The organism is Sphaerimonospora mesophila, from assembly GCF_001417795.1.
Classification (GTDB): domain Bacteria; phylum Actinomycetota; class Actinomycetes; order Streptosporangiales; family Streptosporangiaceae; genus Sphaerimonospora; species Sphaerimonospora mesophila.
This window is the reverse complement of the sequence record NZ_BCBX01000032.1, coordinates 361,689-387,540: the sequence shown is the minus strand read 5'-3', so window position 1 is coordinate 387,540 and position 25,852 is coordinate 361,689. Positions and strand designations below refer to the sequence as shown.

Below are 25,852 nucleotides of genomic sequence, written 5' to 3'. Positions count from 1 at the left end.
CCACCCGAGCACGTGAAACCGGCACGCCGCACCCTCCCGCATCATCAGCGGGCGCACGGCCACGCTCTCAGACCGCCCGCCTCACAAGACCCGCATAAAGCCCAGATAAAGGAACGAAACGGATCATGCGCCGCTGACAGCGACCAGTCAAGATCAGAACTGCGGCGAAAACATTACTCTACGTAACTAGAATGGGCATATCTCACAGCTCACGCACCACCCTAATCCATATGTGTGACCTCCATCACACATACTGGTTCTGTATGGCGAAAGATTCTTACGAGGATTGGCGTGACCGCGGCTGGACGACGGACACGTCATTCGGGGCCCAGCAGGTGGCGGATGACGTCGGCGGCGCCGTACTCGCCGGAGGGGAAACCGTCCAGGAAGCCCTTCAGGAAGCTCACGTCCTGGCCGAGGGTCAGCAGCGGCGGCTCGGCGTAGCCGTCGCGGCGGTGCTGCCCGAGGCCGATGTCGGCGGTGAGCGCGTTGCACAGGCAGCGGCGGCCGACCGTTTCCTCCACGGTTCCGCCCTTGCGCACGTAGTCGTCGACCGGTTCGGCCGGGCAGCGGTAGCCCACCGCGCCGTCGGCCTTCAGGTACGGCGTGCGCAGATAGCCCAGGTCGCACAGGCGAGGCCGCTCAGCGTAGACCTCCTCCTCCGAGAGCGTCTCGGGCACCTTGGCGACCTTGAAAGGAAACCCCGTCGGGGACGCGTACGGGTCGTTGCGCACCTCCAGGCTGCCCTCGACCGCGTCGTCGAGCAGCTTTCGCCGCAGCTCGGGCGCCATGCCGGACTCGCGGCACAGTGCGAAAGCCGTACCGACCTGGATCCCGGCGGCCCCGACGGCACGGGCCGCCGCCAGCGCCTCCGGCGTCGCCTGGCCGCCGGCGAGCCAGAACGGCAGGCCGAGGGCGGCGACCTTGGCCGGGTCGGCGTGGTCGCGGGGGCCGTATACGGGTTCGCCGGCGTCGTCGAGACGTAGCCGCCCGCGCGGCGGGGCGCTGTGTCCCCCGGCCGACGGGGCCTCCACCACGAACCCGTCCGGCCGGGTGACCGGAGACCGGTTCAGGTAGAGGGCGAGCACGTCGGAGGAGACGATGGCGAGGAAGCGCGGCCTGCGCGGCGGGTCGGCGGCCGGATCGGCGACCAGCCCGGCCGGATCGAACTCGATGGCGTGCCGGTCCCCGGCCTCGGCCCCGGCGACCGTTATCGACAGCTCCACAGCGGCGGGTACGGCGAGCGCGTCCAGCAGCGCGGGGATCTCGCTGGGGATGCCGGCCCCCATCAGCACGTAGTCGACCCCGGCGAGCATCGCGCCGTACACGGCGGCCGGGGTGGCGAGCTGGATCTTCTCCAGGTAGTTGATGCCCACCAGGCCGTCGTGGCCCTCCTTGGCCAGCCACACCTCGACGAAGTTGCCCGCCACGGTCAGCTCGTCGCGCCACCGGTTCTGACGCAGGCCCAACCGCGGGACCGGCCGGAACGGGGTCCCCGGGGCTATCCCGCCGGGGACGAAGAACTTCTGCAGGATCCGTTCGACGATCTCCTGGTTCGGGAAATTCGCCAGTGCCCGGCGCACGTGCCCGTCGAGGTCGCCCAGTTGCAGACGGCGGGCCATCAGGGCGTCCTGGGCGACGCCGGACACGACCCCGAGCTGGCCGGTCATCGCCACCGTGCGCGCCAGCCGCCACCCCGAGATCCCGACGCCCATGCCGCCCTGGATGACGACCGGAAGGGCCGGCTCACGCTCAACCACGGCGACGTCCGTCCCCGGACGTCCCGGTGAATCCACGAACCATGAAGCGCCTCCCCGTCGGAACCGGTCCCGGCTTCAGAGCATGCCCGGCAGCCCGAACGAAAGGGTGGGGACTTTGGTCCCCAAAACCAGGCTCATAGTCCCTTCTGATCACGCAGCCGACCGGCCGGCGGCCGGACATCCGGGGTCACCCGTCCCGAATCGCCGGGACCATGGCCCCTAAACTGGACGTTCGAGTCGGGAGACACTCGACGCCGCCCGTTCGCCGTCATGCCGTGGAGCACTCCTTGGCCGACCAGATCATTCAGGTGCGTCGCGTCAGCCGACCGACCCGCGAGAAGCGCTTCGGCGCGCTGCGCCGGCTCTATCCCGGCTATTTCGCGCTCGTGATGGCGACGGGGATCGTGTCGTCGGGGCTGCGCGACATCGGCTGGTCGGCCATGTCGGCGCTGCTGCTGGTCATCGGCGCGATCTGCCTCGTCGTGCTGGCCGCGGCGACGGCGATCCGCGCCACGGTCTTCCCGCGCGAGGTGGCCGCGGACCTGTCGGCGCCCGATCGGGCGTACGCGTTCTTCACCTTCGTCGCCGCGTGCAACGTGATCGGCGCCCGGTCGGCCGGCGCGGCCTGGCCCTCCGTCGCCTGCGTGCTGGGCGTGATCGCCTTCCTGGCCTGGGCGGGCCTGAGTTACGGCATCCCGGTGCGGCTCATCCTCGGCCCGCGACCCCGACCGGTGCTCGCCGGCGTGAACGGCACCTGGTTCATCTGGGTCGTCGGCACCCAGTCGCTGGCCGTGACCGCCTCCGTGATCGGTACGGCGTACCGCGGGCATGCCGCGATCGTGGAGACCGCCGGGCTCGCCGCCGTGCTGATGTGGTCGGTCGGCGTGGTGCTGTACCTGATGGTCGCCACGCTCGTGCTGACCCGCCTGCTGCTGCTCGAGGTGCGTCCGGAGGACCTGACCCCGCCGTACTGGGTCACCATGGGCGCCACGGCGATCACCGTGCTGGCCGCGGCCGGGATCCTCGGCATGCCCTCGACCCCGGCGACCGACGCGGCCCGGCCCGTGCTCGCCGGTCTCGGCATCGTGCTGTGGGCGTTCGGGACCTGGCTGATCCCGATGCTCGTCCTGTTCGGCCTGTGGCGGCACGTGCTGCGCCGTACCCGGCTCGAATATCTGCCGCAGCTGTGGAGCATCGTGTTCCCGCTCGGCATGTACGCCACGGCGGGCATGGAACTCGGCCGGGTCGTCGGGCTGCCGATCATCGAGGAGATCGGGCGGGCGTGGGTCTGGGTGGCCTTCCCCGCCTGGGCGGTCACCTTCGTGGCGATGCTCGTCACGCTGCTCGTCCGGATCACCCCCCGGCTCACCCCCTGGCTGACTCGGCGGACGAAACCTCTCAGCTGATCAGGCCCACCGCCTTGAGGTCCTGCTCGTAGGGGAAGCTCCCGGGGGTGTAGGCGCACCAGGGATCGTCCGCCATGGGATCGCCCGTGAGGGCGTATGCCCGGGACCGCGAGCCCCCGCATACCGTACGGAACTCGCAGGCCCCGCATCTGCCGCCCAGGAGGTCCGGGTCGCGCAGCCGCTTGAACACCGACGAGGACCGGTAGATCTCGGTCAGCGGGTGATCGCGTACGTTGCCCGCCAGGAGGGGCAGGAAGCCCGAGGGGTAAACGTCGCCGGTGTGCGACACGAACACGAAACCCCTGGCCGCGTTGACGTCCAGCGGCGGGCGGCGTACCCGGGTGTCGCGCATGAGGCCGAAGCGCACCGCCTGCTTGCGCAGCGAACGGTAGAGACGGCCCAGCCCGAGCACCCGCGCGTGGTCGGCCCCGTGGCGCTCCAGGATCTTCCGCTGGATCATGACCCGGCGGAAGTGGTGCGCCTCGGTCGTCTTGACGGGGATCGCCGATCCGAGGTCGTAGGCGAAGTGCAGGACGTCCTCCGCCTCGCGCGCGGTCAGCCCGTCGAGGGTGCGCGCCCGGCCGGTCGGGACGAGGAAGAACAGGCTCCACAGGGACGCGCCGTGGTCGCGGACGAGCCGCGCCACCTGCGGCAGCTCGTCCAGGTTGTGCTTGGTGACGGTGGTGTTGATCTGCACCTTGAGGCCCGCCTGCTTGGCCGCCTGCCAGGCGTGGAAGGTCTGCCGGAACACCCCGTCGATGCCGCGGAATCCGTCGTGGGTCCGGGCGCTCGCCCCGTCCAGGCTGAGCGAGACGGCCCGCGCGCCCACCTCGTGCAGACGGCCGAGTGCCGCCGGAGTGACGGTGGGCGTGACCGACGGGGACACGGCGGGGGCCAGGCCGAGCCGTACGGCCTGCCGTACGAGATCGAACAGGTCGGGCCGCTGGAAGGGGTCGCCGCCGGTGATGACGAACAGCGGGGCGGGCCGGCCGAAGGCCACGACCTGGCGCATCAGCGCGTCGGCCTCCGCCGTGGTCAGCTCGGCGGGATTGCGGTGCGGCCTCGCCTCGGCCCGGCAGTGCAGGCAGGCCAGCGGGCAGGCCCGGGTCGCCTCCCAGATCACGATGAAGGGGGCGAGCGCGGCGTCGTGGCGGACCCGGCGCAGGGGAGGACGTGTGCGTACGGCGGCAGGCGCCGGTTCGTCGTTCATCACTGTTCCCGGCGATCAGGCGGACAACGGCCAGATGGAACGGGGACGGACGGTGCCGGCCGTGTCCCCCGCCTCGAAATCGCGGATCAGCGACAGGAGCCGGTCGCGGACCTCGCGGTGCCTGAAGATGTCGGTGAACTGCTCGGCGATCGGCACGGAAGACCTCCTGCGTCGGAGTCGGGAACCCGTCACCGATCCAAGCCGACGCAGGATGCCGCCTGTAGTGACCAAAGCCCCCCGAAGGCGGGCCACCGGTCACACTCTCGACAGATGGCGAGCCCCGCCGCGCGCGGGGCCGGGCTCACCCTTCGACCGATGCCTCCGCCAGAACCGGTGCGGGCGCCTCGGCCTGCCTTCCCCGGCGACTGAGCACCGCGTCCAGCGACCACGGACCCGCCCCGAGTATGAAGATCAGGAAGAATGACCAGCAGAACAGCACGGGAAGCTCCCCCCCGTTCTGCAGCGGCAGCAGTTCCCGCGGCTGGTGGACGACGAAATACGCGTACGCCATGGATCCGGAGGAGAGGAAGGCGCCGGCGCGGGCGAAGAGCCCGATGGCGATGAGCCCCCCGCAGACCACCTGGATGAGCGCCGCCCACCACCCGGGCCAGGTGCCGATCGGGATCGCCTGTCCCGACCCCTGGTTGCCGCCGAACACGTTGAAGATCGACGACAGTCCGTGGCAGAAGAACAGCAGTCCCGTCACGATGCGGAACAGCGAGAGCACGGGCCCGGAGTACCGGTCGAACTTCATGCAATCACCTCTTGATTCTCGCGGTGGCCGCCGTACCGGTTTCACGCATAGGAGCGAAGGCCACGGCGGCATTTTGGAAAATGCCCCAGTCAGGCGTCGGCTGAAAAACGTCGAACCGGCGCCCGTGGTGAAATCGGATATCAATCAACGTGGGAAAACGTGGAAGAGAACTGATCCACGACGATGTCACAACCGGTGCATGGTCCTCCCTCTGACCACCGATCCCGCCGTACCTCGACGAGATCCGAAACCGTGCGGGCGTACCACCACCGCCCGCACAGGCGCGAAAGGAGCGCAACCTGGTGACATTTTCGCTGGATACGATCGTTGTTACGATCGCGAACCGCGAGGATCGCCCGGGACGAATTCACCATCGAACAAGTCCCGAACGGCAACCACGAGAATACTTTCGGGGGTACCCATAGTCAACATTTCAACCGTGACCACGGTAAGCCCGCTTATGCGACCCCCCGCTCTTACCCGCCCCGCCCTTCTTTACCTGCCGCTTTCCGCGTAACCGGCATGCGACGGCGCCGCGCACCGACGAATATTCCGGTGAAAGTTTCTTTGTCAGACGGAAGGTGCCGGTGGACCGCTACACCACCCTGGAAGCACCCGCGACGGCACGGGCATCAAGATCATTCGGTGTGCGGCCGTGTGCGTAAACTGGGGCGGTGACTGCGAGCGATCAGCGCCAGGACGGGGAAGGACTCCATCGGCAGGGGCTGACCATTGCCAAGATCGCAAACCTCGCCGGCGTTTCAGCGCCGACCGTGTCCAGGGTGCTCAACGGCCAGGCGGGCGTGGCGCTCAGCACGCGCCAGCGGGTGGAGGACGTCCTGCGGGAGTACGGATACCGGCGGCGGGAGAGCGGTTCTGCCGCGATCTTGGAGCTGGTCTTCCACGCGCTGGAGAGCCTCTGGGCCCTTGAGATCATCCGGGGTGTCGAGCAGGTCGCGCGGAAACACGAACTCGCCGTGGTGCTCACCGAGATGCAGGGCCGGCTGACGCCCGGGAAGGCCTGGACGGAGCAGGTGCTGGCCCGGCGTCCGACCGGCGTCATCGCGGTCTTCTCCGAACTCACCGTCCAGCAGCAGTCGCAACTCGCCACCCGTTCGATCCCGCTCGTCGTGCTGGATCCGACCGGTGAACCGCTCCACGAGACGCCCTCGGTGGGGGCCACCAACTGGACCGGCGGGGTGACGGCCACCCGGCACCTGCTCGATCTTGGGCATCGGCGGATCGCCATGCTGAGCGGCCCGGTGCAGTGGCCGTGCTGCCGCGCCCGGCTCGACGGTTACCGGGCCGCGATGGACGCGGCAGGCGCCCCGGTGGACCCGGACCTCGTCCGGATAAGCACGCTCTATGTCGAGGGCGGGCTGCGTGACGGCGCCGAGTTGCTGCGGCTGCCCGATCCCCCGACCGCGATCTTCACGGCCAACGACCTGCAGGCCCTGGGCGTCTACGAGGCGGCCAGACAGGCCGGCCTGCGCATCCCCGAGGACCTCAGCGTCGTCGGGTTCGACGATCTGCCGTTCACCCAGTGGGCCGGCCCCGCCCTCACGACCGTACGGCAGCCGCTGGTCCAGATGGGCGCCGCAGCGGCGAAGATGGTCGTGGCGCTGGCCAACGGCGAGGAGCTCGAACAGCACCGCGTCGAGCTCGCCACGACGCTCACCCTCCGGCAGAGCACGGCCCCGCCACGCCGTTCCTGAACACACGGTCCCTGAACACACGGTCCCTGAACACACGGGTCCCGAACACACGGGTCCCGAACACGGTTTGCGAACGGGGCGCCCGGGTAGCTGCCCTGACCCCGGATCTCGCCATCCTCGGCTCACGCCATCCCTTCGGCGCCATCCCCGTTGGCACTATCCATAATCCCGATTGGTTAGGTAGGGTTATGAGGTGCATTTCGACTACAGCATGGCGATCGGCTCGTTCCTGGTCGCCGTCGTCGTCGGATTGACCGGCATGGGCGGTGGCGCACTCATGACGCCCATGCTCGTCACGTTCTTCGGCGTTCCCCCGCTCACCGCCGTCTCCAGCGACCTCGTGGCCGCCGCCGTGATGAAACCGGTCGGCGGCCTCGTTCATCTCCGGCACGGCACCGTCAACCTCAGACTCGTCGGCTGGCTGTGCGCCGGTTCGGTCCCGGCGGCGTTCTGCGGCGTCCTGATCGCGCGTGCGCTGGGAGACGGAGCCGACATTCAGCGCGTGATCCAGATCGGCATGGGCGTCGCGCTCCTGCTCGCGACCGGCGGGCTGGTCATGCGGGGCTGGCTCTCGCTGAAGGACCGGGCGCGGAGTCGTACGGCGAACGCCGACCCAGCCAACCCGGTCAAGCCTGCCGATCTGACCGGCCCTGCCGATCTGGCCGGATCGGCCGATGCGGCGGGTCCGGCCGAGCCCGCCGTTCAGGTGCGGCCGCTCCCGACCGCGTTGGTCGGCGCGGTCGGCGGGCTCGTGGTCGGCATCACCTCGGTCGGCTCCGGCTCGTTGATCATCGTGGCCCTGCTGGCCCTCTATCCCGTGCTCAAGGCCAACCAGCTCGTCGGCACGGACCTGGTGCAGGCCGTGCCGCTCGTCATCTCGGCCGCGCTCGGCCACCTGCTGTTCGGCGACTTCCGCCTCGAGGTCACCGTCGCGCTGCTGGCCGGCTCGATCCCCGGCGTCTATCTCGGCTCACGGATCTCCGCCCGGGCCCCCGGCGGACTGATCCGCCGGGCTCTGGCGTTCGTGCTGCTGGCGTCGGCGCTGAAGATGTTCGACGTCGGCAACGCCGCCACCGTGTGGGTCCTCATCGGCGTGGCGGTCGCCGCGCCGATCCTCTGGATGGCCCTGCGCGTGCGGTACGGCCTCCCGGCGCTGCCGTGGACCCGGACGCGGTGGGCCGGAGGTCATCCGCGGTGGGCCGTCGCCACGCCGGAGAATCCGACGAGCTCCCCGGACGTCGCGGCTTGACCGGACAGCGTCCGAGGTCAGAGCCGCCGGAGCGCGGGCAGCAGTTCCTTCTCCGACCAGTCGAAGAACTCCCGCTGGTGCTCGTGCCCGATCTGGACCAAGGCGACGTGGGTGAATCCCGCGTCGGTGAACCGCCGCACCGCCTCGACGACGGCGTCGGCGTCCGGACCGCACGGCACCTTCCCGGCGACGTCCTCGGGACGCACCGTTTCCGTGCCGGCGGCGAAGTTGACCGGCGCGGGCAGCTCCGACATCACCTTCCAGCCGGGCAGCGACCAGCGCCACAGCCGATGCGCCCGCTCCACGGCGGCTTCGCGATCCTGGTCGTAGCAGATCGCGAGCTGACCGTAGACCGGCTTGCCCTCACCTCCCGAGGCGGCGAACCCCTCGACCAGCCGGCCGTCCGGGTCGGTCGCCACGAGGGCGTCGCCGTACTCCGCAGCGATCCCCAGGGACTGGGCGCCCGAGGCCGCGACCGCCACGGGCACCGGCCGCTCCGGCAGGTCGTACAGCTTGGCCGAGTCGAGGTCGAAGAACTCACCCCGGAAGTTCCGGTAGTCGCCTTCGAACAGCATCTTGATGATCTCGATGGCCTCCCGGAACATCTCGTGCCGGATGTTGACGGGCGGCCAGCCCTGCCCGACCACGTGCTCGTTGAGGTTCTCCCCCGCCCCCAGGCCGAGCGTGAACCGGCCCTCGCTCAGCACGCCCATCGTGGCCGCCTTCTGCGCCACCACGGCGGGGTGATAGCGCATGATCGGGCAGGTCACATAGGTCATCAGCGGCAGCCGCTCGGTGGCCTGCGCCGTCGCGCCCAGCACCGACCACGCGTACGGCGAATGCCCCAGCTCCTCCAGCCACGGGAAGTAGTGGTCGGAGACGACCGCGTAGTCGAACCCGACCCGTTCCGCCGTGACCGCGTCGTCGACCAACTGCCTGGCCGGCGTCTGTTCGCACAGCATCGTGTAGCCGATCTCTGCCATGAATCGGCCCCTACCCACCGGTGCGGGATTCTCGCCGGTGCAAAGGCCTCTTTGCCGATGATCGGCCCACCTGCTCGGGGGCGTACTCGTGAGCGCACGGGCACACCGCGGGTAGGACCCCATGCTCTGGAGACACCGGTTCCCCAAGACCCGGAGAAGACCCGGAGACAAGACCCGGAGAGACGAGAGACGCCCGGAGGAAACCGCGATGGAAGATCGACTACGACACGGAGCCGCATCCGGAACCCCGCGTACGGCTGCGGCTCCGCCGGCGACGCGGCAGGTCGTGAAGCCGACGCCCGCCGACCTGATGGAGGACACCGGCACCGGTCTCAACTACGAGACGCGCCCCGACCGCATTCCCGGCTTCCTCACCCCCGTCGACCGCTTCTTCGTACGCAACCACGCGCCCACCCCCCGCATCGACCCGGCGGCCTGGTCGCTGCTGATCGAGGGCGACGGCGTGCGACGGTCCGTGTCCTACACCTATGACGACCTGTGGCGGCGCTTCCCGTTGGTCTCCGTGGTGCGCACGATAGAGTGCGCGGGGAACCGGCGACGCCTGTTCGGCGCGGAGCACGGCTGTGGTTTCGAGGGCGTCTCGTGGGAGCGCGGCGCGATCGGCACGGCCGAGTGGACCGGGGTTCGGCTGCGCGACCTGCTGGAGGCGGCCGGCGTCACCGACGACGCGTGCGAGGTCATGCCGGAGGGCCTCGACGAGGTGCGCGCCCGCCGCCCGATGCCGCTCGCCAAGGCGCTGGCGCCCGACACCCTGCTCGCGCTCGCCATGAACGGCGAGGTGCTGCCGGCCGATCACGGCCATCCGGCCCGCGTCGTGGTCTCCGGTTGGCTCGGTGCCGCGAGCATCAAGTGGGTGGGCCGGATCGAGGTGTCCACGAGGCGGCTCCGGGTCCCGTGGAACACCGACGACTACGTCCTCATCGCGGGCGACCCTCTCACCGGCCGTCCGGCGCCGGGCGTCCCGATCACCGGCATCCCGGTCGCGAGCCTGGTGGAGCTGCCCTGGCCCGCCCAGCTGTTCCCGGGGCGGAACATCGTGCGGGGGCGGGCGTTCGCCGGCGAGCACCTCGTCGACGCGGTGCACTACCGCGTCGACGACGGCCCCTGGCACGCCGCCGACGTCGACACCCGACGGGAGCCGGGTGTCTGGGTGCGCTGGCAGTTCCGCTGGGACGCCCAACCCGGTGATCACGTGATCCGGGTCCGGGCCACCGACGACCAGGGGCGCACCCAGCCGGAGCAGACCCCCTGGAACGCCCTCGGCTACTGCCATCACTCGGTGCTGGCCCATCCCGTACACGTGGCCGAGCCGCGTCCTCGGTCGTCGGCACGGGCCGGAACGGGAGCGAGAACGACTCATTCGGTCTGAAATCTCTTGATTGGCTGTCATCGGCCCATATGCTCGCGGTAGGAGGATCTCTCGATTCAGTGAGAGGAGACGGCGCTTGGCCGAGGACGCAGCGGTGCCCACGGGCATCGACTCGCACATCCCGAACGCCGCCCGCATGTACAACTACTTCCTTGGGGGCAAGGACAACTTTCCAACCGATCGGGAGGCCGCCGAGCGCGTTCTGACCATCGCACCCGAGGCCCGCGAGCTGGCGAGGCAGAACCGCGCGTTCCTGCGCAGAGCCGTCCGCTATCTGGTCGCCGAGGCCGGCATCCGGCAGTTCGTCGACATCGGCGCGGGCCTGCCCACCCAGGGCAACGTCCACGAGGTCGCGGCGGAGGTGGACCCCGGAACCCAGGTCGCCTACGTGGACAACGATCCCGTGGTGCTCAGCCACGCCAGGGCCCTGCTGTCCAGCACGACCAACACCATCGCCGTGCAGGGCGATCTGCGGGATCCGGAGGCCATCCTCGACGACCCCGAACTGAACTCACTGATCGACTTCACCGAGCCCGTCGCGATCCTGCTGGTCGCCGTGCTGCACTTCATCTCCGACAGCGACAAACCCGACGATCTCATCGGCAGGCTGCGCGATGCCGTACCACGCGGGAGCTATCTGGTGCTGTCGCACGTGACCGCGGAGGAGCGGCCCGACACCGCGCATCAGGCGGCCGAGGTCTACCGCGACGCCAACATGAGCGTGACGCTCAGAAGCCGGGAGCGGATCCTGGGGATGTTCGACGGGTTCGAGCTCGTCGAACCGGGTCTCGTACGGGAGGACGAGTGGCGCCCCGACCAGGAGCCCCTGGCCGGGTCCGCCGGACGGGCCACGCCGACCTGGTTCCTCTGCGGAGTCGGCCGCTCGATGTGAGCCGGCGCCGGTCCGTCAACGCCGCGCGCCGGCGCGATCGTCGGCCGCCCGGGAGCCGTCTGCTCGGGAACCGTCCGCCACCAGGCGGTCGGCGGTCGCGGGGCTCTCGGAAGCAGGGCGCGGCGCGTCCTCGGGGGCCGTCCTGATGTTCCGCAGCCGGCGTTCCAGATCGCGCTTCTCGGACTCCAGCCGGTTCAGCCGTTCGCGTTCCGATCGCCGTTCCTCACGCCGGCGGCGATGCCGAGCAGTGGTACGGCGCAAACCCGCGCCGACGAGGCCGAGACCGATCATGAAGACGATCCCCGCCGCCGCGCCCGCGGCGAACAGCTCGAACGGGGTCAGGTTGAACGTCCGGTCCAGGACGGTGATCGGGGTGGTGCCCCCGGTGCCGTCCATCCACACTCCGGCCATGGCCGCGACGGCGGCCAGGATGAGAAGAACGCCCAGGATGACCATTTCACCCCTCCTCCACGCTGTGATTGCGGTTCGTTGACACGGTCCGCCTGCCCACGGCAGAGCCGATCATGTCGGAGGGAAGAAGACCCTCACCTCCCCAACCACCCCCTCCCCGTGATCTTGCGTTTTCTCGCACACCCGCCCCGCCACCTCGGCGAACCCGGTTCGTGATCTTGCACTTTCTCGCACAACACCCGCTTGACCTGCGAGAACATCTTTAACGATCTTGCGATTTCGTCCGTACGGCCGGCCGTGCCGCGCGGCCGAGGACATCGGAGTGCATTTGACAATCATTTTCATTTGCGTCACGATTCGGCGGTAGCTTCCCTCAACTACACAAACTTCCTGAGGAGCCCGAGGTGTTATCGCTACTGTCCCGATCGTCGTCAGCGGTGCTCGCCATGCTCGCAGTGCTCCTCGTGACCGCCTGCGGCGGCTCCGAGAACTCCTCGGGGGCCACCGCCACGGGGAAGCTGAAGGTCGTGGCGACGACCACCGAGGTGGCCGACTTCGCCCGCAACGTCGGCGGTGACAGCGTGGAGCTCCACCAGATCCTCAAGCCGAACGTCGACCCGCACGACTACGAGCCGTCCCCGCTGGACATCCAGGCCATCGCCGAGGCCGACGTCATCGTGAAGAACGGCGTGGGCCTGGAGAAGTGGCTGGACCCGGTCATCGACGCGGCGGGGTTCAAAGGCACCGTGGTGGACGCCAGCCGGGACGTACGGATCCGCAAGGGAGACGACTCCGAGCACGCGGACGGCGACCCCCACATCTGGCACGACCCGCGGAACGCCGAGATCATGGCGGCCAACATCATGACGGGGTTCGCCGAGGCCGATCCCACCGACAGGCCGACCTACCAGCGCAATCTGTCCATCTACGCGGCCAAGCTCAAGGAGCTGGACGCGGAGATCGCCGAGAAGATCGAGTCGATCCCCGCCGATCGGCGCAAGCTGGTGACCAACCACGACGCCTTCGGCTACTACATCGATCGGTACAACCTGACCTTCGTCGGGTCGATCATCCCCAGCTTCGACACCTCCGCCGAGCTGTCCGCCAGGCAGATCTCCGACCTGGCCGCCAAGATCAAGGCCGCCGGCGTGACCGCCGTGTTCTCCGAGGCGTCGCTGCCGCCGAAGACGGCCGAGGCCATCGGACGGGAGACCGGGGTGAAGGTCGTGGCCGGAGAGGACTCGCTCTACGTCGACACGCTCGGCCCCGAGGGATCGGCCGGGGCCACCTACCTGCAGATGGAAAGGCACAACACCGACACCATCGTCAACGCCCTGAAGGAACCGGTGGAATGACCGAGGAAACCACTACCGGCCAGGTCACGTTGGAACAGCCGGGCCGTACGGCGGCGCTCGTGCTCGACCGGGCCTGCGTGGCCTACGGGGACGTCCCGGCGCTGGAGGAGCTGGACGGCGTCGTCCACCCGGGCGAGGCGGTCGCGCTGATCGGCCCGAACGGCGCGGGCAAGTCCACACTGATCAAGGCGATCCTCGGCCTCGTGCCCGTCGTGCGCGGCAGGATCGAGGTGCTCGGCACGACCCCCGCACGGGCGCGGCGCGAGGTGGCCTACGTGCCGCAGGCGGACACGCTCGACCCGGACTTCCCGGTGTCGGTCGAGCAGGTCGTGATGATGGGCCGGTATCGGAAGATCGGCTGGCTGCGCCGTCCCTCCGCCGGTGACCGGGCCGAGGTCGCCGCCGCCCTGGAACGGGTCGGGCTGGCCGGCCGGGCCCGCGACAGGTTCGGCACGTTGTCCGGCGGCCAGCGCCAGCGCGTGCTGCTCGCCCGGGCGATCGCCGCCCGCCCCCGGCTGCTGCTGCTCGACGAGCCGTTCAACGGCGTCGACGCGGTCAGCCAGCACGCCCTGCTGGAGGCGATGGCGGCGCTCAAGGAGCAGGGCACCGCCGTCGTCATCAGCACGCACGATCTGGCGATCGCGCACCTGGCCTGCGAAGAGGTGTGCCTGCTCAACCGGCATCAGTACGGCTTCGGCCCGACCGAGTCCGTGCTCACCCCCGAACGGCTGCGTGCGGCGTACGGCGGGCAGGCGCTGGAGCTGCGCGGCGACCGAGTGATCGTGACGCGTACATGAACATTCTGTTCGAGCCGTTCCAGCTGCCGTTCATGGCCCGGGCGCTGACCCAGCTGGTGATCCTCGGCGCGCTCGCCGGCACGGTCGGGGTGCTGGTCCTGCTCCGCCGCCTCGCGTTCGTCACCGACACCCTCACCCACACCGTGTTCCCCGGCGTGGTGATCGGCTACATCCTGGCCGGGGACGACGGCATCTTCTGGGGCGCGCTGGTCGCGGGGGCCGTCACGGCGGCCCTGCTCACGCTGTTCGCCCGCCGGGTGAGCGAGGACGCCGCGCTCGCCATGCTGCTCACCACGCTGTTCGCCGTCGGGGTGGCGCTGGTGTCACGGCGCAGCGGCTACGCCGCCGACCTCACCGCGTTCCTGTTCGGCCGGGTGCTCACCGTCACCGAGGAGCAGCTCGTACAGACCAGTGTGGTGACCGTGCTCGTCGTGGCCCTGCTGGCCGTGCTGCGGCGGCCGCTGATGCTGCGCATGTTCGACCCCGAGGGCGCCCGGGCGGCGGGCGTCCGCGTCGGCCTGCTCGACCTGGTCCTGAACGCCGCCATCGCGCTCGTGGTCGTGGCCTCGGTGCGCGCGGTCGGCACGGTCCTGGTGATCGCACTGCTGATCGTGCCGGCCGCCGCCGCCCGCGCCCTGTCCGATCGGCTGGCGGTCATCGTGCCGCTCGCCTGCCTCATCGGCGCGGCGGGCGGCTGGCTCGGGCTCGCCGTGAGCTACGAGGCCGCCGTCAGCCATGGCCTGCGGCTCGCCTCCGGCGGCACGGTCGTGCTGGTCCTCGTCGCGATGTACGTCCTGGCGTTCGCGGCCGGGATCCTGCGGCGCAGACTGGCCAGGAGCCGAGTGTCGAGAGCGGTCTCCGGGGAGGTCGAGCCCGCGTGATCTTGACTGATATGAGCTGGTTCGACTCGACGGTGCACCGGGCCATGACCGAGGCGGCGCTGGTCGGCGCGCTGGGCGGCCTGGTCGGGGTCCTCGTGATCGTACGGCGACTGCCGTTCTTCACCATGGCGCTGACCCACGCGACCTTCCCCGGGGTCGTCATCGCCACCCTGCTCGGCATCGACCTCTACCTCGGCGGCGGCCTGTTCGGCCTGCTGATCGTCCTCGCGATCGTCGCGTTCTCCCGGGCACGCGGGCAGGACCTCACCGCGGCGACCGGCATCGCGCTGTCCGGCGGATTCGCTCTCGGCGTCGTGCTCGTGTCCGCCCAGGACGGGTTCTCCAAGGATCTGACGCACTACACGGTCGGTGACATCCTGGCGGTGAGCACGGCCGACCTCACCTCGACGCTGGTCGTCGCCGTGGCGGTCGTGATCGTGCTGGCCGCGCTCGGGAAGGAGCTGCTGTTCTCCGCGTTCGACCCTGTCGGGGCGTCGGCCGCCGGGCTGCCCACGCTGGTGCTCGACTTCATCCTGCTCGCCGTCATCGAGGTGACGGTCGTGGTGACCGTGCCCGCTCTCGGCGCGATCCTGGCCGTGGCCCTGCTCGTCGGGCCGGCCGCCACCGCGCGGCTGCTCACCGACCGGCTGGCGCTGCTCTTCCCGATCTCGGCCGTGATCGGCGTCGGCTGCGGCCTGGCCGGGGTCTGGCTCTCCACGCGGTGGGACATCGCGGCCGGGGCCTCCATCGCGCTGTTCGTCGGATTCGTGTTCGGGCTGGCCTTCCTCGGCTCGGCCGTACGCGGCCGGCTGAGGTCCCCGGCCGAGACCACCCGCCGCCCGGTCGCCCTCGAAGCCGTCAACGACGCCGGCTCGTCCTGATCACGGCGCCGTCACGACTGTCACGACCTGTCACGGCAGCATCACGGCAGCATCACGGCAGCGGGCCCGCCCGGGCCACCGGTCGTCCGGCGGCGCGGGCCAGGTCGGCGAACGCGATCGCGTTCCGTACGGCCGCGCCGCCGGGATCGTTGTTGAAGTACACGTAGGCGTCCGGGACGTCGCCCAGCCGGTCGAGCCAGCTCCGCAGCGCGCGTGCCCCGTAGCTCGGCCACGGCCGGGCAGCCCCCTCGTGGAACCGCAGGTACGCCCAGTCGGCGGTGCGCCACAGTGGGCCGTCCGGCCGCCCGAGGTGATCGGCCCAGCACAGCGCGGCTCCGGCAGAGGCGAGCACATCGCGTACCTCATCGGTCCACCACGAGGCGTGCCGCGGCTCCACCGCGATCCGCACCCCGGCAGGGAAGCGGGCCAGGCAGCGCCCGAGGCGTTCCGCGTCGGCGTGCATCGTCGGCGGCAGCTGCAGCAGGACCGGGCCGAGCTTGCCGCCGAGCCCGGCGGCGACGCCCATCAGGCGCTCGACCGGCTCCTCCGGGTCCGCCAGCCGCTTGATGTGGGTGAGGAACCGACTGGCCTTGACCGCCATCACGAAGTCGTCGGGGGTGCGGTCGCGCCATGCCTCGAACGTCTCCTGCTTCGGCAACCGGTAGAACGCGTTGTTGTTCTCGACGGTCGCGAACACCTCGCCGTACCGCTCCAGCCAGCGCCGCTGCGCCACCCCGGGATAGAGCACGTCACGCCAGTCGGCGTACTGCCATCCGGAGGTCCCGACGAACAGCGGCATGCCGGTCCCCTACCCAGCGTGCCGCGGCGGAAAGTCGCCTCGGCTCAGGAGGCCTCGAACGCGTCGGCGACCGCGGTCCTGGTCTCGTCCATCGACGCCCCGCCGACCTCCCGGACGATCGAGGTCATCTCGACATCCGGCATTCCGCACGGGATCGCGAGGTCCCACGGGGTCAGGTCGCCGTCGACGTTGAGGGCGAAACCATGGCTGGTGACCGATCGGCTGGAGCGCATGCCGATGGAGACGATCTTCCGTCCGGTGCTCCGGGTCCAGACCCCGGTGAGCAGCTCCGATCCGGGCGGCGTGTCGCGGCGCTCGGCCGGCACGCCGAGCTTGCCCAGCGCCTCGACCAGGCGCGTCTCCACCTCGCGGATGTAGTCCACGACACCCTCGCCGACCCGCAGCTTCACGATCAGGTAGCCGACCAGCTGGCCGGGACCGTGATAGGTGAGCTGCCCGCCCCTGCCGGTGGACACGACGGGGATGCCGTGCGTCGGGTCGGGCAGATGCTCCGCCGGTGTGCGCTTGCCGATCGTGAAGACCGCCGGATGGCTGAGCAGCCACAGTGTGTCGGGCCGCTCGTCATCCTGCCGTTCCCGGACCAGCGTGGCCATGCGTTCCATGGCCTTTTCGTAGTCGACCAGGTCGTCCTGGATCAGCGCCAGGGGCCGTTCCCGCATAATCACGTCACCTCTCCGATGCGAGCATATGCCGCCCGCCGGGAGGCGTTCACCGATGGTCGTCAGTAGTAGCCGGGCCGCTCCGGCTCCTTCGGCACCAGGACCCACATGATGAGGTAGATCACGCACTGTGGTCCCGGCAGGATGCACGAGAGCAGGAAGAGCAGCCGCACCGTCGTCGGCCGCATGCCGAACCGCTCCGCGATGCCGCCGCACACGCCGGCGATCATCTTGTGCCGTCTCGATCGGTACATCACCGAACTCCCTTCGTCACCCGGTCAAACGGATTGCCGTGAGTTCCCGGTTCCACCGGAGACCCTGACGTAACCCCGAGAAAACCCTGAGTCCGCGCGACGAAATCCGCCGGTGATCTCCCGGTCGATTAGGGCATATAGGGGGAGACCGATCCGTCGATGGAGATTCACGTGGATATCTCGGCACTGCAGGGGCAGACCAGGCTGCTGCTGCGACAGAAGATCACCATGATGGTGAACCGGTACGTCGTCCATGTGGCCGGGCCCGGCGGCTCGGAAGGGCCGGTCGTGGCCTTCGCGGAACAGAAACGGATCGCGCTCAAAGAGCAGGTGACGCTCTACACCGACGAGTCCCGCGAGCGGGTGCTCGCCGGCTTCAAGGCCCGCAAGGTGATCGACCTGGCCAGCGGGTACGACGTGGTCGACGAGACCGGCACGCCCATCGGCATGTTCCGCAAGGATTTCGGCCGGTCGCTGCTGCGCTCCACCTGGCACCTCCAGCAGCCCGGCCTGCCCACGTACGTGGGGCACGAGCGCAACCTGCCGGTCGCGCTGCTGCGCCGGTTCACCGACTCGCTGTCGTGGCTGCCGTACCACTTCGACTTCAGCATCGGCGCCTCGATCGCGTTCTCCGTGGACCGCCGGTGGGGCCTGCGCGACCGCTACGCGATCGAGATCCACGATCCCCGGCTCGACCGTCGGCTGGTCATCGCCATGGCCGTGGCCCTGGACGCGCTGCAGGCCCGCTGACGGGAGCCGTCAGGTGCCGATCGGGTGCCAGACGGTCTTGGTCTCCAGGAAGGCGGCCATCCGCTCGATGCCCGGCTCTGCCATCCAGTCGATCGGGGCGGTCGGCGGACGCAGCACCCGCTTGAGGTTCTCGGCGGCCAGCTCCTCACAGGTCACCGCGAGCTCCGGGCCGGCGCCGGTGAGATCGATCGCGTTGACGTCCATGTGACCCGCCAGCCACGGGGCGATCTCCGCCTGGAACCCGGTCAGCACGTTGACCACGCCGCCCGGCAGGTCGGAGGTGGCCAGCACCTCGGCCAGCGTGATCGCGGGCAGCGGGGCGCGCTCGGAGGCCACCACCACGCACGTGTTGCCCGTCACGATCACCGGAGCGATCACGCTCACCAGCCCGAGCAGGGGCGCCGCCGGCGGCGCCAGGACCGCGACCACCCCGGTCGGCTCCGGGCTCGACAGGTTGAAGTACGGCCCGGCGACCGGGTTGGCCGAGCCGAGGACCGCGCCGATCTTGTCGGACCAGCCCGCGTACCACACCAGCCGGTCGACCGCGGCGTCCACCAGTTCGCCGGCCTTCTTCGCCGCGACCCCGTCGGCCTGCACGACCTCGGCGACGAACTGCGCGCGGCGCCCCTCCAGCATCTCGGCGACGCGGTAGAGGATCTGCCCCCGGTTGTAGGCGGTGGCGCCGGACCATCCGGGGAACGCCTTGCGCGCAGCGGCCACCGCGTCCCTGGCGTCCTTGCGCGAGGCCCGGGCCGCGTTCGCCAGGAAATCGCCCTTGGCCGAGGTCACGACATACGACCTTCCGCTCTCAGAACGCGGGAACGCACCGCCGACGAACAGCTTGTACGTCTTGCGCACGGCCAGCCGCTCACTCATGCCAGCTTCCAATCCAGGTAGGCCGCCAGCCCGTGACGGCCTCCCTCGCGGCCATAACCGGACTCCTTGTAGCCGCCGAACGGCGAGGCGGGGTCGAATCGGTTGAACGTGTTGGACCACACGACGCCGGCCCGGAGCCGGGAGGCCGTCCACAGCATGAGCGACCCCTTCTCCGTCCAGACGCCGGCGGACAGTCCGTACGGCGTGTTGTTGGCCTTCTCGACGGCCTCGGCCGGGGTACGGAACGTCAGCACCGACAGCACCGGGCCGAAGATCTCCTCCCTGGCGATGCGGTGCGACTGGGCCACGCCCGTGAAGACGGTCGGCGGGAACCAGAACCCGCGGTCCGGGAGCGGGCACGGCGGCGACCACCGCTCGGCGCCCTCTGACTCCCCTGCCGCCGACAGCTCCCGGATCTTGGCGAGCTGGGCCGCCGAGTTGATCGCGCCGATGTCGGTGTTCTTGTCGAGCGGGTCGCCGAGCCTGAGCGTGGCGAGCCGCCGCTTCAGCGCGTCCAGCAGCTCGCCCGCGATCGACTCCTGGACGAGCAGCCGCGACCCGGCGCAGCAGACGTGGCCCTGGTTGAAGAAGATGCCGTTGACGATGCCCTCGACCGCCTGGTCCAGCGCCGCGTCCTCGAACACGATGTTGGCGGCCTTGCCGCCCAGCTCCAGGGTCAGCTTCTTGCGCGTCCCGGCCAGGTTCCTGGCGATCTGCCGACCGACCTCGGTCGAGCCGGTGAAGGCCACCTTGTCGACGCCGGGGTGTGCGACCAGCGCGGCTCCCGTGGCGCCCGCACCGGTCACGATGTTGACCACGCCGGGCGGCAGATCCGCCTGCCGGCAGATCTCCGCGAACGCGAGCGCGGTCAGCGGGGTGGTCTCTGCGGGTTTGAGCACCACCGTGTTCCCGCAGGCCAGCGCAGGTGCGATCTTCCAGGCCAGCATGAGCAGCGGGAAGTTCCACGGGATGACCTGCCCGGCCACGCCGAGCGGCCTCGGGTCCGCCCCACTCTGCCCATTTGCCGGCCTCGGGCCGAACCCCGCGTACGCGAGCTTGTCGGCCCATCCGGCGTAGTAGAAGAAGTGCGCCGCGACCAGCGGCAGGTCCACATCACGCGATTCCCGGATCGGCTTGCCGTTGTCCAGCGACTCCAGCACGGCCAGTTCCCGCGCCCGTTCCTGGATGATCCTGGCGATCCGGAAGATGTACTTGGCCCGCTCGGCGCCCGGCAGCGCGGACCAGGTGGTGAACGCCTTGCGTGCGGCCTGGACGGCCCGGTCGACGTCGGCCTCGCTCGCCCAGCTGATCTCCGCGAGGGCCTCCTCGGTCGCCGGGTTGATCGTCTTGTGGCGCTCATCCCCCTGCGACTCGACCCATTCGCCGTTGATGAACAGGCCGTACGACGGCCTGATGTCGACGATGTCCCGCGACTCCGGTGCGGGTGCGTACTCGAACATCACGTCAGCCTCTAGTCGAGTGTGAAGTAGTCGGGGCCGGCGTATCGGCCGGTGGCCATCTTCTGGCGCTGCATCAGCAGATCGTTGAGCAGCGACGAAGCGCCGAGCCTGAACAGGTCGGGGGTGAGCCAGTCGGGGCCTGCCGTCTCGTTGACCAGCACCAGATATTTGATCGCGTCCTTCGTGGTGCGGATGCCGCCGGCGGGCTTGACGCCGATCTTCCGTCCGGTCCGCCGGGCGAAGTCGCGTACGGCCTCCAGCATGATCAACGTCACGGGCAGCGTCGCGGCCGGGGACACCTTGCCGGTCGAGGTCTTGATGAAGTCCCCACCCGCGATCATCGCGAGCCAGGACGCGCGCCGCACGTTGTCGTACGTCGCGAGTTCGCCGGTCTCCAGGATCACCTTCAGGTGGGCGCCGCCTTCGCCGTTCTCCCCCGCGCCTCCGCAGGCGGCCTTGACGGCGGCGATCTCCTCGAAGACCTTGAGGTAGTCACCGGCCAGGAAAGCACCGCGGTCGATCACCATGTCGACCTCGGCGGCCCCGGTCGCGACCGCGAGCCGGGTCTCGGCCACCTTCACCTCGAGCGACGAACGTCCGCTGGGGAACGCCGTCGCGACCGACGCCACCTTCACGTCGGTGCCCCGGAGGGCCTGTACGGCCGTCGCGACGAGATCGGGGTAGACGCAGACGGCGGCGGCGGACGGCACGGAGGGGTCGGCCGGGTCGGGTCGCACGGCCTTGGCGCACATCGCCCTGACCTTGCCCGGGGTGTCCGCGCCTTCGAGCGTGGTGAGGTCGACCATGCGGACGGCCAGATCGATGGCCTGCCGCTTGGCCGTGGTCTTGATCGATCGCGTGCCCAGCATCGCGGCCCGGGCATCCGCGCCCACCCGGTCGACCCCGGGCAATCCGTGCAGGAACGCACGCAACGACGCGTTGGAGGTCGCGACCTCCGCGAGCGGAGTAGTCATAGTCGGCACGCTCCCAGCATCCCCGACGGGTCCGACAGAGTCCAAACCCACCCGAGCCGAGATCCCACCGGGGATTTTGGCAGGTCTGGCCGTCCGGCATCACGTCGGCAGAAGTCGACCTTGATTCTCGGTCCGATGGCAGGCGGTCTCGGATCGACTTCGACGTCGTTGCGGGGGAGGGCGACGGCGCGTGGTTCGATGGGCCGCCTGCGGGTGATCTCCGAGCGGCCAGCGCGGTGAGCCGGCCGACCGGCGCGTCGACCCCGGAGGGCGGCTAGGCGACTTGCGGGGGACCGGCTACACTCGGGGGCACCCGAAGGGGAGTAGTCCGAAATCCACTGATCGACATACTGGCCCGGGCGTTCGCGCCCGTCGTGCCCGGTCGTGGAGCCCGTGTGGCGGACGAGACCTTCGGCCCGACAGTCATGTCCATCATGCTGCCGGGCCGAAGAACTGTCCCCTACTCCCATGGGTACGGAACAACGGCCCGGCCGCACCTTACGGAAAGGCGGCCGGTGCAAGCCTTCTGGATCTCCCTCGTGGTCATCTTCGTGGCCGAGCTCGGCGACAAGAGCCAGCTCATGGCCTTGACCTTCGCGACCAGGTTCAAACCGCTGCCGGTGCTGGCCGGCATCACGCTCGCGACGGCGGCCGTGCATCTCGCCAGCGTGGCCCTCGGCCGGGTGGTCGGCGACGCACTGCCGACCACGGCCATCTCGATCGTCGGCGGCCTGGCGTTCCTCGGCTTCGCCGCCTGGACGCTGCGCGGCGACGAGCTCACCGAGGAGGAGTCGGCCAAGGCGGCCAGAACCAGGCGGAACGCGTTCTTCGCCGTCACCGCCGCGTTCTTCCTCAGCGAGCTCGGCGACAAGACCATGCTCGCGACGATCACGCTGGCCACCCAGCACGGTTGGCTCGGCACGTGGATCGGCTCGACGATCGGCATGGTCGCCGCCGACGCGCTGGCCATCCTCGTCGGCCGCTGGCTCGGCGCCCATCTCCCCGAAAAGTGGATCAGGTACGGCGCGGCCGCGGCCTTCGCCGCCTTCGGCGTCCTTCTGCTGGCGGAACCCCTGCTCAGGTAGTTCAGCTCAGGAGGGACAGGCGGTGGGCGGCTGCCGCCGCCTCGGCCCGGGTGGAGACGCCCAGCTTCGGGAGGATGTTCGACACGTGGACGCTGACGGTCTTGGCGGAGATGAACAGCTCGGCCGCGATGTCGCGGTTGCTCCGCCCGGCCGCCACCAGCCGGAGCACCTCCAACTCGCGCCGCGTCAGCGCCGCCGGGGTGGCCGTCTGCGCGGCGGGGGCGGCCTGCCGTACGGGAGCTTCGCACAGAGGCGCGCCGACGCGGCGGGCGAGGGTCTCGATCCGGGTCACCAGCGGGGTGGCCCGCAGGGCCAGGGCGAGCGGATGCGCCTCGCGCAGCCGGGCCGCGGCCCCTTCGCGATCACCTGATGTGGCGGCTACGACCGCCGCCTGCAGCAGCGCCTCGGCCCGGACATACGGCCGCCCCATCCGCTGCCACGCCTGGGCGGCCGCGTCGAAGTCACCGTGGTAGACCAGACGGAAGGCCTCGCTCACCGGGCCGTTGCCTCCCATGACGGCCGCCAGCTCGTCGGTCCTGGCGCGCAGCGCCCCGGCCCGGCCGGCGTCGACGGGTTCGGCGGCATCGCAGACGAGCCGGATCAGGGCGAGCAGCCGCCAGCCCAGCATGGCCTTGCTCGACGGCGGCGGATCGGCCAGCGTGCTCACCGCGGCCTCCAGCGCGTTCAGCGGCTCACCGCGCATCAGGTGCCAGGCCAGCAGCAGGCGGGCGTTGTTCGTCCGCTCCTGGGCCCATTCGTCCCTCTGCGGGGTGAAGGCGCCGACCTCGGTGAGGAACTCCCGCGCGAGATCCCCCTCACCTCGGGCGATGGCGATCTCCGCGTGCACCCGCAGCAGATGCCAGCGATTACGCGGCGCCGAGCCCATCGTGACCGCGCCTTCGACGACCTGGATGGCCTCATCCCAGCGGCCGAGCGAGGCCAGCGCCTCCGCCCGGTTGTTGGCGATGAACACCCCCTGATGGCGGTAACGACCGTACCGCCGGGCGAGCTTCTCCCCTTCGACGGCGAGCGCGACCGCCTCCTCCGACCGGCCGAGGTTGTCGAGCGCGTCCACGTTGTTGGCCAGCGCGCGCAGCACGATGCGGGGGGCGTCCAGCCGCTTCCCGATGGCCAGGGCACGTTCGTTGAGCGTGAACGTCGTCTCCATGTCTCCGGCCATGGAGTGACCGAGCGCCAGGTTGATCAGCAGATCGGCCTCCTGGCATTCGTCGCCCATCTGTCGGGCGATGCGCAGCGCCTCGTGGGTGACGGCGGCCCCCTCGACTCGCTCGTCGGCCGCCATGAGCACCGTGCCCAGCCGGGTCAGCACGTTGACCCGCGCCTCGGTCGGCAGCGGGACCAGGCGCTCGGCATGGCGGAGGTCGTCGAGCGAGCCGGGCTTGCCCTTCTGGCTCTTGACGTTGGCCCGGCGCACCAGCAGCTCGGCCACCCGCTCGGGCGCCGTGTTCTCGTCGAGCTCGTGCAGCGCCGCCCGGACGAACTTCAGGGCACGGTCCATGTCGCCGCTGACGTGCGCCGCCTCGGAGGCACGTTCCAGGATCGTCACATGGTCGACGTGGATGCGCTCGGCGGCGTCCGGCACCTTGTCCCACAGGGTCAGCACGCGTTCGAGCAGCTGGATCTGCTCGGTGTACGCGAACGATCTGGCGGCCTCTCCCGCCGCCTCCCAGGCCGACATCAACGCCCACAGGTCGTTGCGCGCCGAGTACCAGTGATGGGCGATCTCGATGACGGCCCGGCCGGGCGGAACGAGCGACCGGTCCCGCTCGATCTCCTCGGCGTACCGCGCGTGCATCCGGGCATGCTCGCCCGGCAGCAGCTCGTCGTGCACGGCCTCACGGATGAGCGCGTGCCGGAACGCGTACGCTCCCCCGTCGGCCACCTGCAGGACGTTGGCCGCGATCGCGGGCCGCAGCGCGTCCTCGAGCTCGGTGTCGGACAGCACACTGACCGCGGCGAGCAGCGCGTGCCCCACCCGGACGCCCCCGGCGGCGGCCGTACGGAGCACCCGCTGGGTCTCCTCGGGCAGCCGCTCGATGGAGCCGAGGATCAGGTCGTGGAGCGAGTCAGGGACCGAGCAGTCGTCACCGGAGTCGAGCAGGGCCTCCACGAACAGCGGGATGCCGCCGCTGCGCTCGAACACCGTGTCCACCCGGGCGAGTTCCGGGGTGACGCCGAGGATTCCCGCCATCTGCGCGGCGACCTCGTCCTGGGTGAAGCGTGGCAGCTCGACGCGGATGACGCCGTCGACCCGGCCCAGCTCGGCGAGCACCGGTCTGAGGGGATGGGTGCGGTGCAGCTCGTCGGACCGGTAGGTCATGACCATGAGGACCGGCGAGGTCCTGAGGTTGCGGCTGAGGAACGCGATCAGGTCGCGGCTCGACCGGTCGGCCCAGTGGATGTCCTCGATGACGAGCACCACGGGCCGCCGCTCAGCGAGCCGTTCCAGCAGCATGAGGATCAGCTCGAAGAGCCTGGCGCGGGCCGTCTCCGTCTCGCCGTCCCCACTGGGCTCGCCGAACTCCGGCAGCAGCCGGGCCAGGTCGCGGCCCGCACCCTCCGGGAGGAGCGCGGCCACCTCGGCCGCACTCGTCTCCCTGACGAGCTGGCGCAGCGCCGCGGTGAACGGGGCGTAGGCGAGGCCCTCGGCGGACAGTTCCACGCAGCCCCCGACCAGCACGTGGGCGTCCGCCTGACCCGCCTGCTCGACGAAACGGCCGATCAGCCGGGTCTTCCCGACACCGGCCTCGCCACCGAGGAGCACCGCCGCCATGGCCTGCTTGCGTGCTTGGTCGAAGGCCTCCCTCAAGGCCTCCAGTTCCACTTCCCGGCCGACGAAAACGGGGCTCACTGCGCGGGACGTCATGGCTTCCAGCATGTCACGCCCTTCACGGCATTTCGCCCGTTTTTTTGGGGGTTCGCCCCGCGCTTAACGGCATGTCAGAGCCTATTCGAGCCCATTCAGGGGGCCGCCAAGCCCGGCCGGGAGGGAGGGTCCGGCCGGGCCTACGAACGCGGGTCATGACGTGGAGAGCTTGCCGAAGTCGGCACGCGAACGCCGCCGCGCGCCGCCCGACCGCTCGTCCTTCTTCTTCGCGGCCAGCGCCCGGCGCGCGAGACGCTGCCTGGCGGCCTCCTCCCTCAGCTCGGCGGAACGGCTCTTGATGAGCTCGTAGTGCAGTTCCGGACCCATCGTGGTCTCTCCTTGCGTGCGTATTCGTTTACACACTCAAGGTTCGGCCTAAGGCCCCTCCCGCCACATCGGGCGG

Annotated in this window: 25 protein-coding genes; 11 read left to right on the top strand and 14 right to left on the bottom strand. The window is 70.2% G+C overall.

Going from position 1 to position 25,852, the window contains the following annotated elements; translation table 11 throughout:
* Positions 1 to 317 precede the first annotated feature (317 nt).
* A complete protein-coding gene (locus AP234_RS09460) occupies positions 318 to 1,760 on the bottom strand; it encodes a nitronate monooxygenase (RefSeq protein ID WP_235558057.1) in 1,443 nt (480 codons plus the stop codon).
* Positions 1,761 to 2,047: 287 nt separating this feature from the next.
* Between AP234_RS09460 and AP234_RS09455 the strand changes: the two genes are divergently transcribed.
* The gene (locus AP234_RS09455; RefSeq protein ID WP_160330401.1) at positions 2,048 to 3,166 is read left to right on the top strand and encodes a tellurite resistance/C4-dicarboxylate transporter family protein; all 1,119 of its coding nucleotides are present in this window, start codon (positions 2,048 to 2,050) and stop codon (positions 3,164 to 3,166) included.
* On the opposite strand, the gene AP234_RS09450 is transcribed toward AP234_RS09455, so the two are convergent.
* The 3 genes from AP234_RS09450 to AP234_RS09445 all read right to left on the bottom strand — a co-directional run bounded on the left by AP234_RS09450 (position 3,159) and on the right by AP234_RS09445 (position 5,130).
* Entirely contained in the window at positions 3,159 to 4,376 is a 1,218-nt protein-coding gene (locus AP234_RS09450; RefSeq protein WP_055479183.1) for a TIGR04053 family radical SAM/SPASM domain-containing protein, read from the bottom strand. The two genes, AP234_RS09455 and AP234_RS09450, sit on opposite strands and share 8 nt — an antisense overlap.
* Positions 4,377 to 4,391: 15 nt before the next feature.
* Positions 4,392 to 4,532: a hypothetical protein gene (locus AP234_RS37120; RefSeq protein ID WP_160330400.1), complete on the bottom strand. Its 141-nt coding sequence runs from the start codon at positions 4,530 to 4,532 to the stop codon at positions 4,392 to 4,394.
* A gap of 145 nt (positions 4,533 to 4,677) precedes the next feature.
* Positions 4,678 to 5,130, bottom strand: coding sequence for a DoxX family protein (locus AP234_RS09445; RefSeq protein ID WP_055479182.1), 453 nt, complete (start codon positions 5,128 to 5,130; stop codon positions 4,678 to 4,680).
* A gap of 674 nt (positions 5,131 to 5,804) precedes the next feature.
* Between AP234_RS09445 and AP234_RS09440 the strand changes: the two genes are divergently transcribed.
* Positions 5,805 to 6,845: a LacI family DNA-binding transcriptional regulator gene (locus AP234_RS09440; protein WP_152990325.1), complete on the top strand. Its 1,041-nt coding sequence runs from the start codon at positions 5,805 to 5,807 to the stop codon at positions 6,843 to 6,845.
* Positions 6,846 to 7,038: 193 nt separating this feature from the next.
* Positions 7,039 to 8,094, top strand: coding sequence for a sulfite exporter TauE/SafE family protein (locus AP234_RS34800; protein ID WP_235558056.1), 1,056 nt, complete (start codon positions 7,039 to 7,041; stop codon positions 8,092 to 8,094).
* 17 nt (positions 8,095 to 8,111) lie between these two features.
* On the opposite strand, the gene AP234_RS09430 is transcribed toward AP234_RS34800, so the two are convergent.
* The gene (locus AP234_RS09430) at positions 8,112 to 9,077 is read right to left on the bottom strand and encodes a TIGR03557 family F420-dependent LLM class oxidoreductase (protein ID WP_055479181.1); all 966 of its coding nucleotides are present in this window, start codon (positions 9,075 to 9,077) and stop codon (positions 8,112 to 8,114) included.
* A gap of 208 nt (positions 9,078 to 9,285) precedes the next feature.
* On the opposite strand from AP234_RS09430, the gene AP234_RS09425 reads away from it, so the two are divergent.
* Both AP234_RS09425 and AP234_RS09420 read left to right on the top strand, forming a co-directional pair.
* Positions 9,286 to 10,467 carry a sulfite oxidase gene (locus AP234_RS09425; protein ID WP_083501931.1) on the top strand — a complete coding sequence of 394 codons (1,182 nt, stop codon included), beginning with the start codon at positions 9,286 to 9,288 and terminating at the stop codon, positions 10,465 to 10,467.
* Positions 10,468 to 10,543: 76 nt separating this feature from the next.
* The gene (locus AP234_RS09420; RefSeq protein ID WP_235558055.1) at positions 10,544 to 11,359 is read left to right on the top strand and encodes an SAM-dependent methyltransferase; all 816 of its coding nucleotides are present in this window, start codon (positions 10,544 to 10,546) and stop codon (positions 11,357 to 11,359) included.
* 15 nt (positions 11,360 to 11,374) lie between these two features.
* Here AP234_RS09420 and AP234_RS09415 read toward each other — a convergent pair whose 3' ends face one another.
* A complete protein-coding gene (locus AP234_RS09415) occupies positions 11,375 to 11,815 on the bottom strand; it encodes a hypothetical protein (RefSeq protein WP_055479179.1) in 441 nt (146 codons plus the stop codon).
* Between the two features lie 401 nt (positions 11,816 to 12,216).
* Here AP234_RS09415 and AP234_RS09410 point away from each other — a divergent pair, with 401 nt between their 5' ends.
* From AP234_RS09410 to AP234_RS09395, 4 genes are read left to right on the top strand one after another with little or no spacing between them, the layout of a single operon-like run.
* A complete protein-coding gene (locus AP234_RS09410; protein WP_055479338.1) occupies positions 12,217 to 13,125 on the top strand; it encodes a metal ABC transporter substrate-binding protein in 909 nt (302 codons plus the stop codon).
* Positions 13,122 to 13,922, top strand: coding sequence for a metal ABC transporter ATP-binding protein (locus AP234_RS09405; RefSeq protein WP_055479178.1), 801 nt, complete (start codon positions 13,122 to 13,124; stop codon positions 13,920 to 13,922). Before AP234_RS09410 ends, AP234_RS09405 begins: the two co-directional genes overlap by 4 nt.
* Positions 13,919 to 14,803: a metal ABC transporter permease gene (locus AP234_RS09400; RefSeq protein ID WP_200926310.1), complete on the top strand. Its 885-nt coding sequence runs from the start codon at positions 13,919 to 13,921 to the stop codon at positions 14,801 to 14,803. Before AP234_RS09405 ends, AP234_RS09400 begins: the two co-directional genes overlap by 4 nt.
* Complete coding sequence (locus AP234_RS09395; RefSeq protein WP_200926308.1) at positions 14,800 to 15,684, top strand: metal ABC transporter permease; 885 nt, start codon at positions 14,800 to 14,802, stop codon at positions 15,682 to 15,684. The genes AP234_RS09400 and AP234_RS09395 overlap by 4 nt, the downstream gene beginning before the upstream one ends.
* Before the next feature lie 52 nt (positions 15,685 to 15,736).
* Here AP234_RS09395 and AP234_RS09390 read toward each other — a convergent pair whose 3' ends face one another.
* The 3 genes from AP234_RS09390 to AP234_RS09380 form a co-directional block, all read right to left on the bottom strand.
* Entirely contained in the window at positions 15,737 to 16,483 is a 747-nt protein-coding gene (locus AP234_RS09390) for a DUF72 domain-containing protein (RefSeq protein ID WP_055479176.1), read from the bottom strand.
* Between the two features lie 44 nt (positions 16,484 to 16,527).
* Positions 16,528 to 17,163, bottom strand: coding sequence for a lipoyl(octanoyl) transferase LipB (lipB, locus tag AP234_RS09385; RefSeq protein ID WP_055479175.1), 636 nt, complete (start codon positions 17,161 to 17,163; stop codon positions 16,528 to 16,530).
* Positions 17,164 to 17,225: 62 nt separating this feature from the next.
* The gene (locus tag AP234_RS09380) at positions 17,226 to 17,417 is read right to left on the bottom strand and encodes a PspC domain-containing protein (RefSeq protein ID WP_055479174.1); all 192 of its coding nucleotides are present in this window, start codon (positions 17,415 to 17,417) and stop codon (positions 17,226 to 17,228) included.
* 171 nt (positions 17,418 to 17,588) lie between these two features.
* Here AP234_RS09380 and AP234_RS09375 point away from each other — a divergent pair, with 171 nt between their 5' ends.
* Positions 17,589 to 18,167: a hypothetical protein gene (locus AP234_RS09375; RefSeq protein ID WP_235558054.1), complete on the top strand. Its 579-nt coding sequence runs from the start codon at positions 17,589 to 17,591 to the stop codon at positions 18,165 to 18,167.
* A 9-nt stretch (positions 18,168 to 18,176) separates the two neighbouring features.
* Here the strand turns inward: AP234_RS09375 and AP234_RS09370 are convergent, their stop codons facing one another.
* Genes AP234_RS09370 through deoC form a run of 3 tightly spaced genes read right to left on the bottom strand, consistent with a single transcriptional unit; the run spans position 18,177 to position 21,477 of the window.
* On the bottom strand, positions 18,177 to 19,043 hold the full coding sequence (locus AP234_RS09370) for an aldehyde dehydrogenase family protein (RefSeq protein ID WP_055479172.1): 867 nt from the start codon (positions 19,041 to 19,043) through the stop codon (positions 18,177 to 18,179).
* Positions 19,040 to 20,506, bottom strand: a complete 1,467-nt coding sequence (locus AP234_RS09365) for an aldehyde dehydrogenase family protein (RefSeq protein WP_200926306.1) — start codon at positions 20,504 to 20,506, stop codon at positions 19,040 to 19,042. The genes AP234_RS09370 and AP234_RS09365 overlap by 4 nt, the downstream gene beginning before the upstream one ends.
* Positions 20,507 to 20,514: 8 nt before the next feature.
* The gene (gene deoC, locus AP234_RS09360; RefSeq protein ID WP_055479170.1) at positions 20,515 to 21,477 is read right to left on the bottom strand and encodes a deoxyribose-phosphate aldolase; all 963 of its coding nucleotides are present in this window, start codon (positions 21,475 to 21,477) and stop codon (positions 20,515 to 20,517) included.
* 515 nt (positions 21,478 to 21,992) lie between these two features.
* On the opposite strand from deoC, the gene AP234_RS09355 reads away from it, so the two are divergent.
* Positions 21,993 to 22,562, top strand: a complete 570-nt coding sequence (locus tag AP234_RS09355; protein WP_055479169.1) for a TMEM165/GDT1 family protein — start codon at positions 21,993 to 21,995, stop codon at positions 22,560 to 22,562.
* Between the two features lies 1 nt (position 22,563).
* On the opposite strand, the gene AP234_RS39435 is transcribed toward AP234_RS09355, so the two are convergent.
* Positions 22,564 to 25,449 carry a helix-turn-helix transcriptional regulator gene (locus tag AP234_RS39435; RefSeq protein ID WP_431998337.1) on the bottom strand — a complete coding sequence of 962 codons (2,886 nt, stop codon included), beginning with the start codon at positions 25,447 to 25,449 and terminating at the stop codon, positions 22,564 to 22,566.
* A gap of 153 nt (positions 25,450 to 25,602) precedes the next feature.
* On the bottom strand, positions 25,603 to 25,776 hold the full coding sequence (locus AP234_RS37115) for a hypothetical protein (protein WP_160330399.1): 174 nt from the start codon (positions 25,774 to 25,776) through the stop codon (positions 25,603 to 25,605).
* Positions 25,777 to 25,852 lie beyond the last annotated feature (76 nt).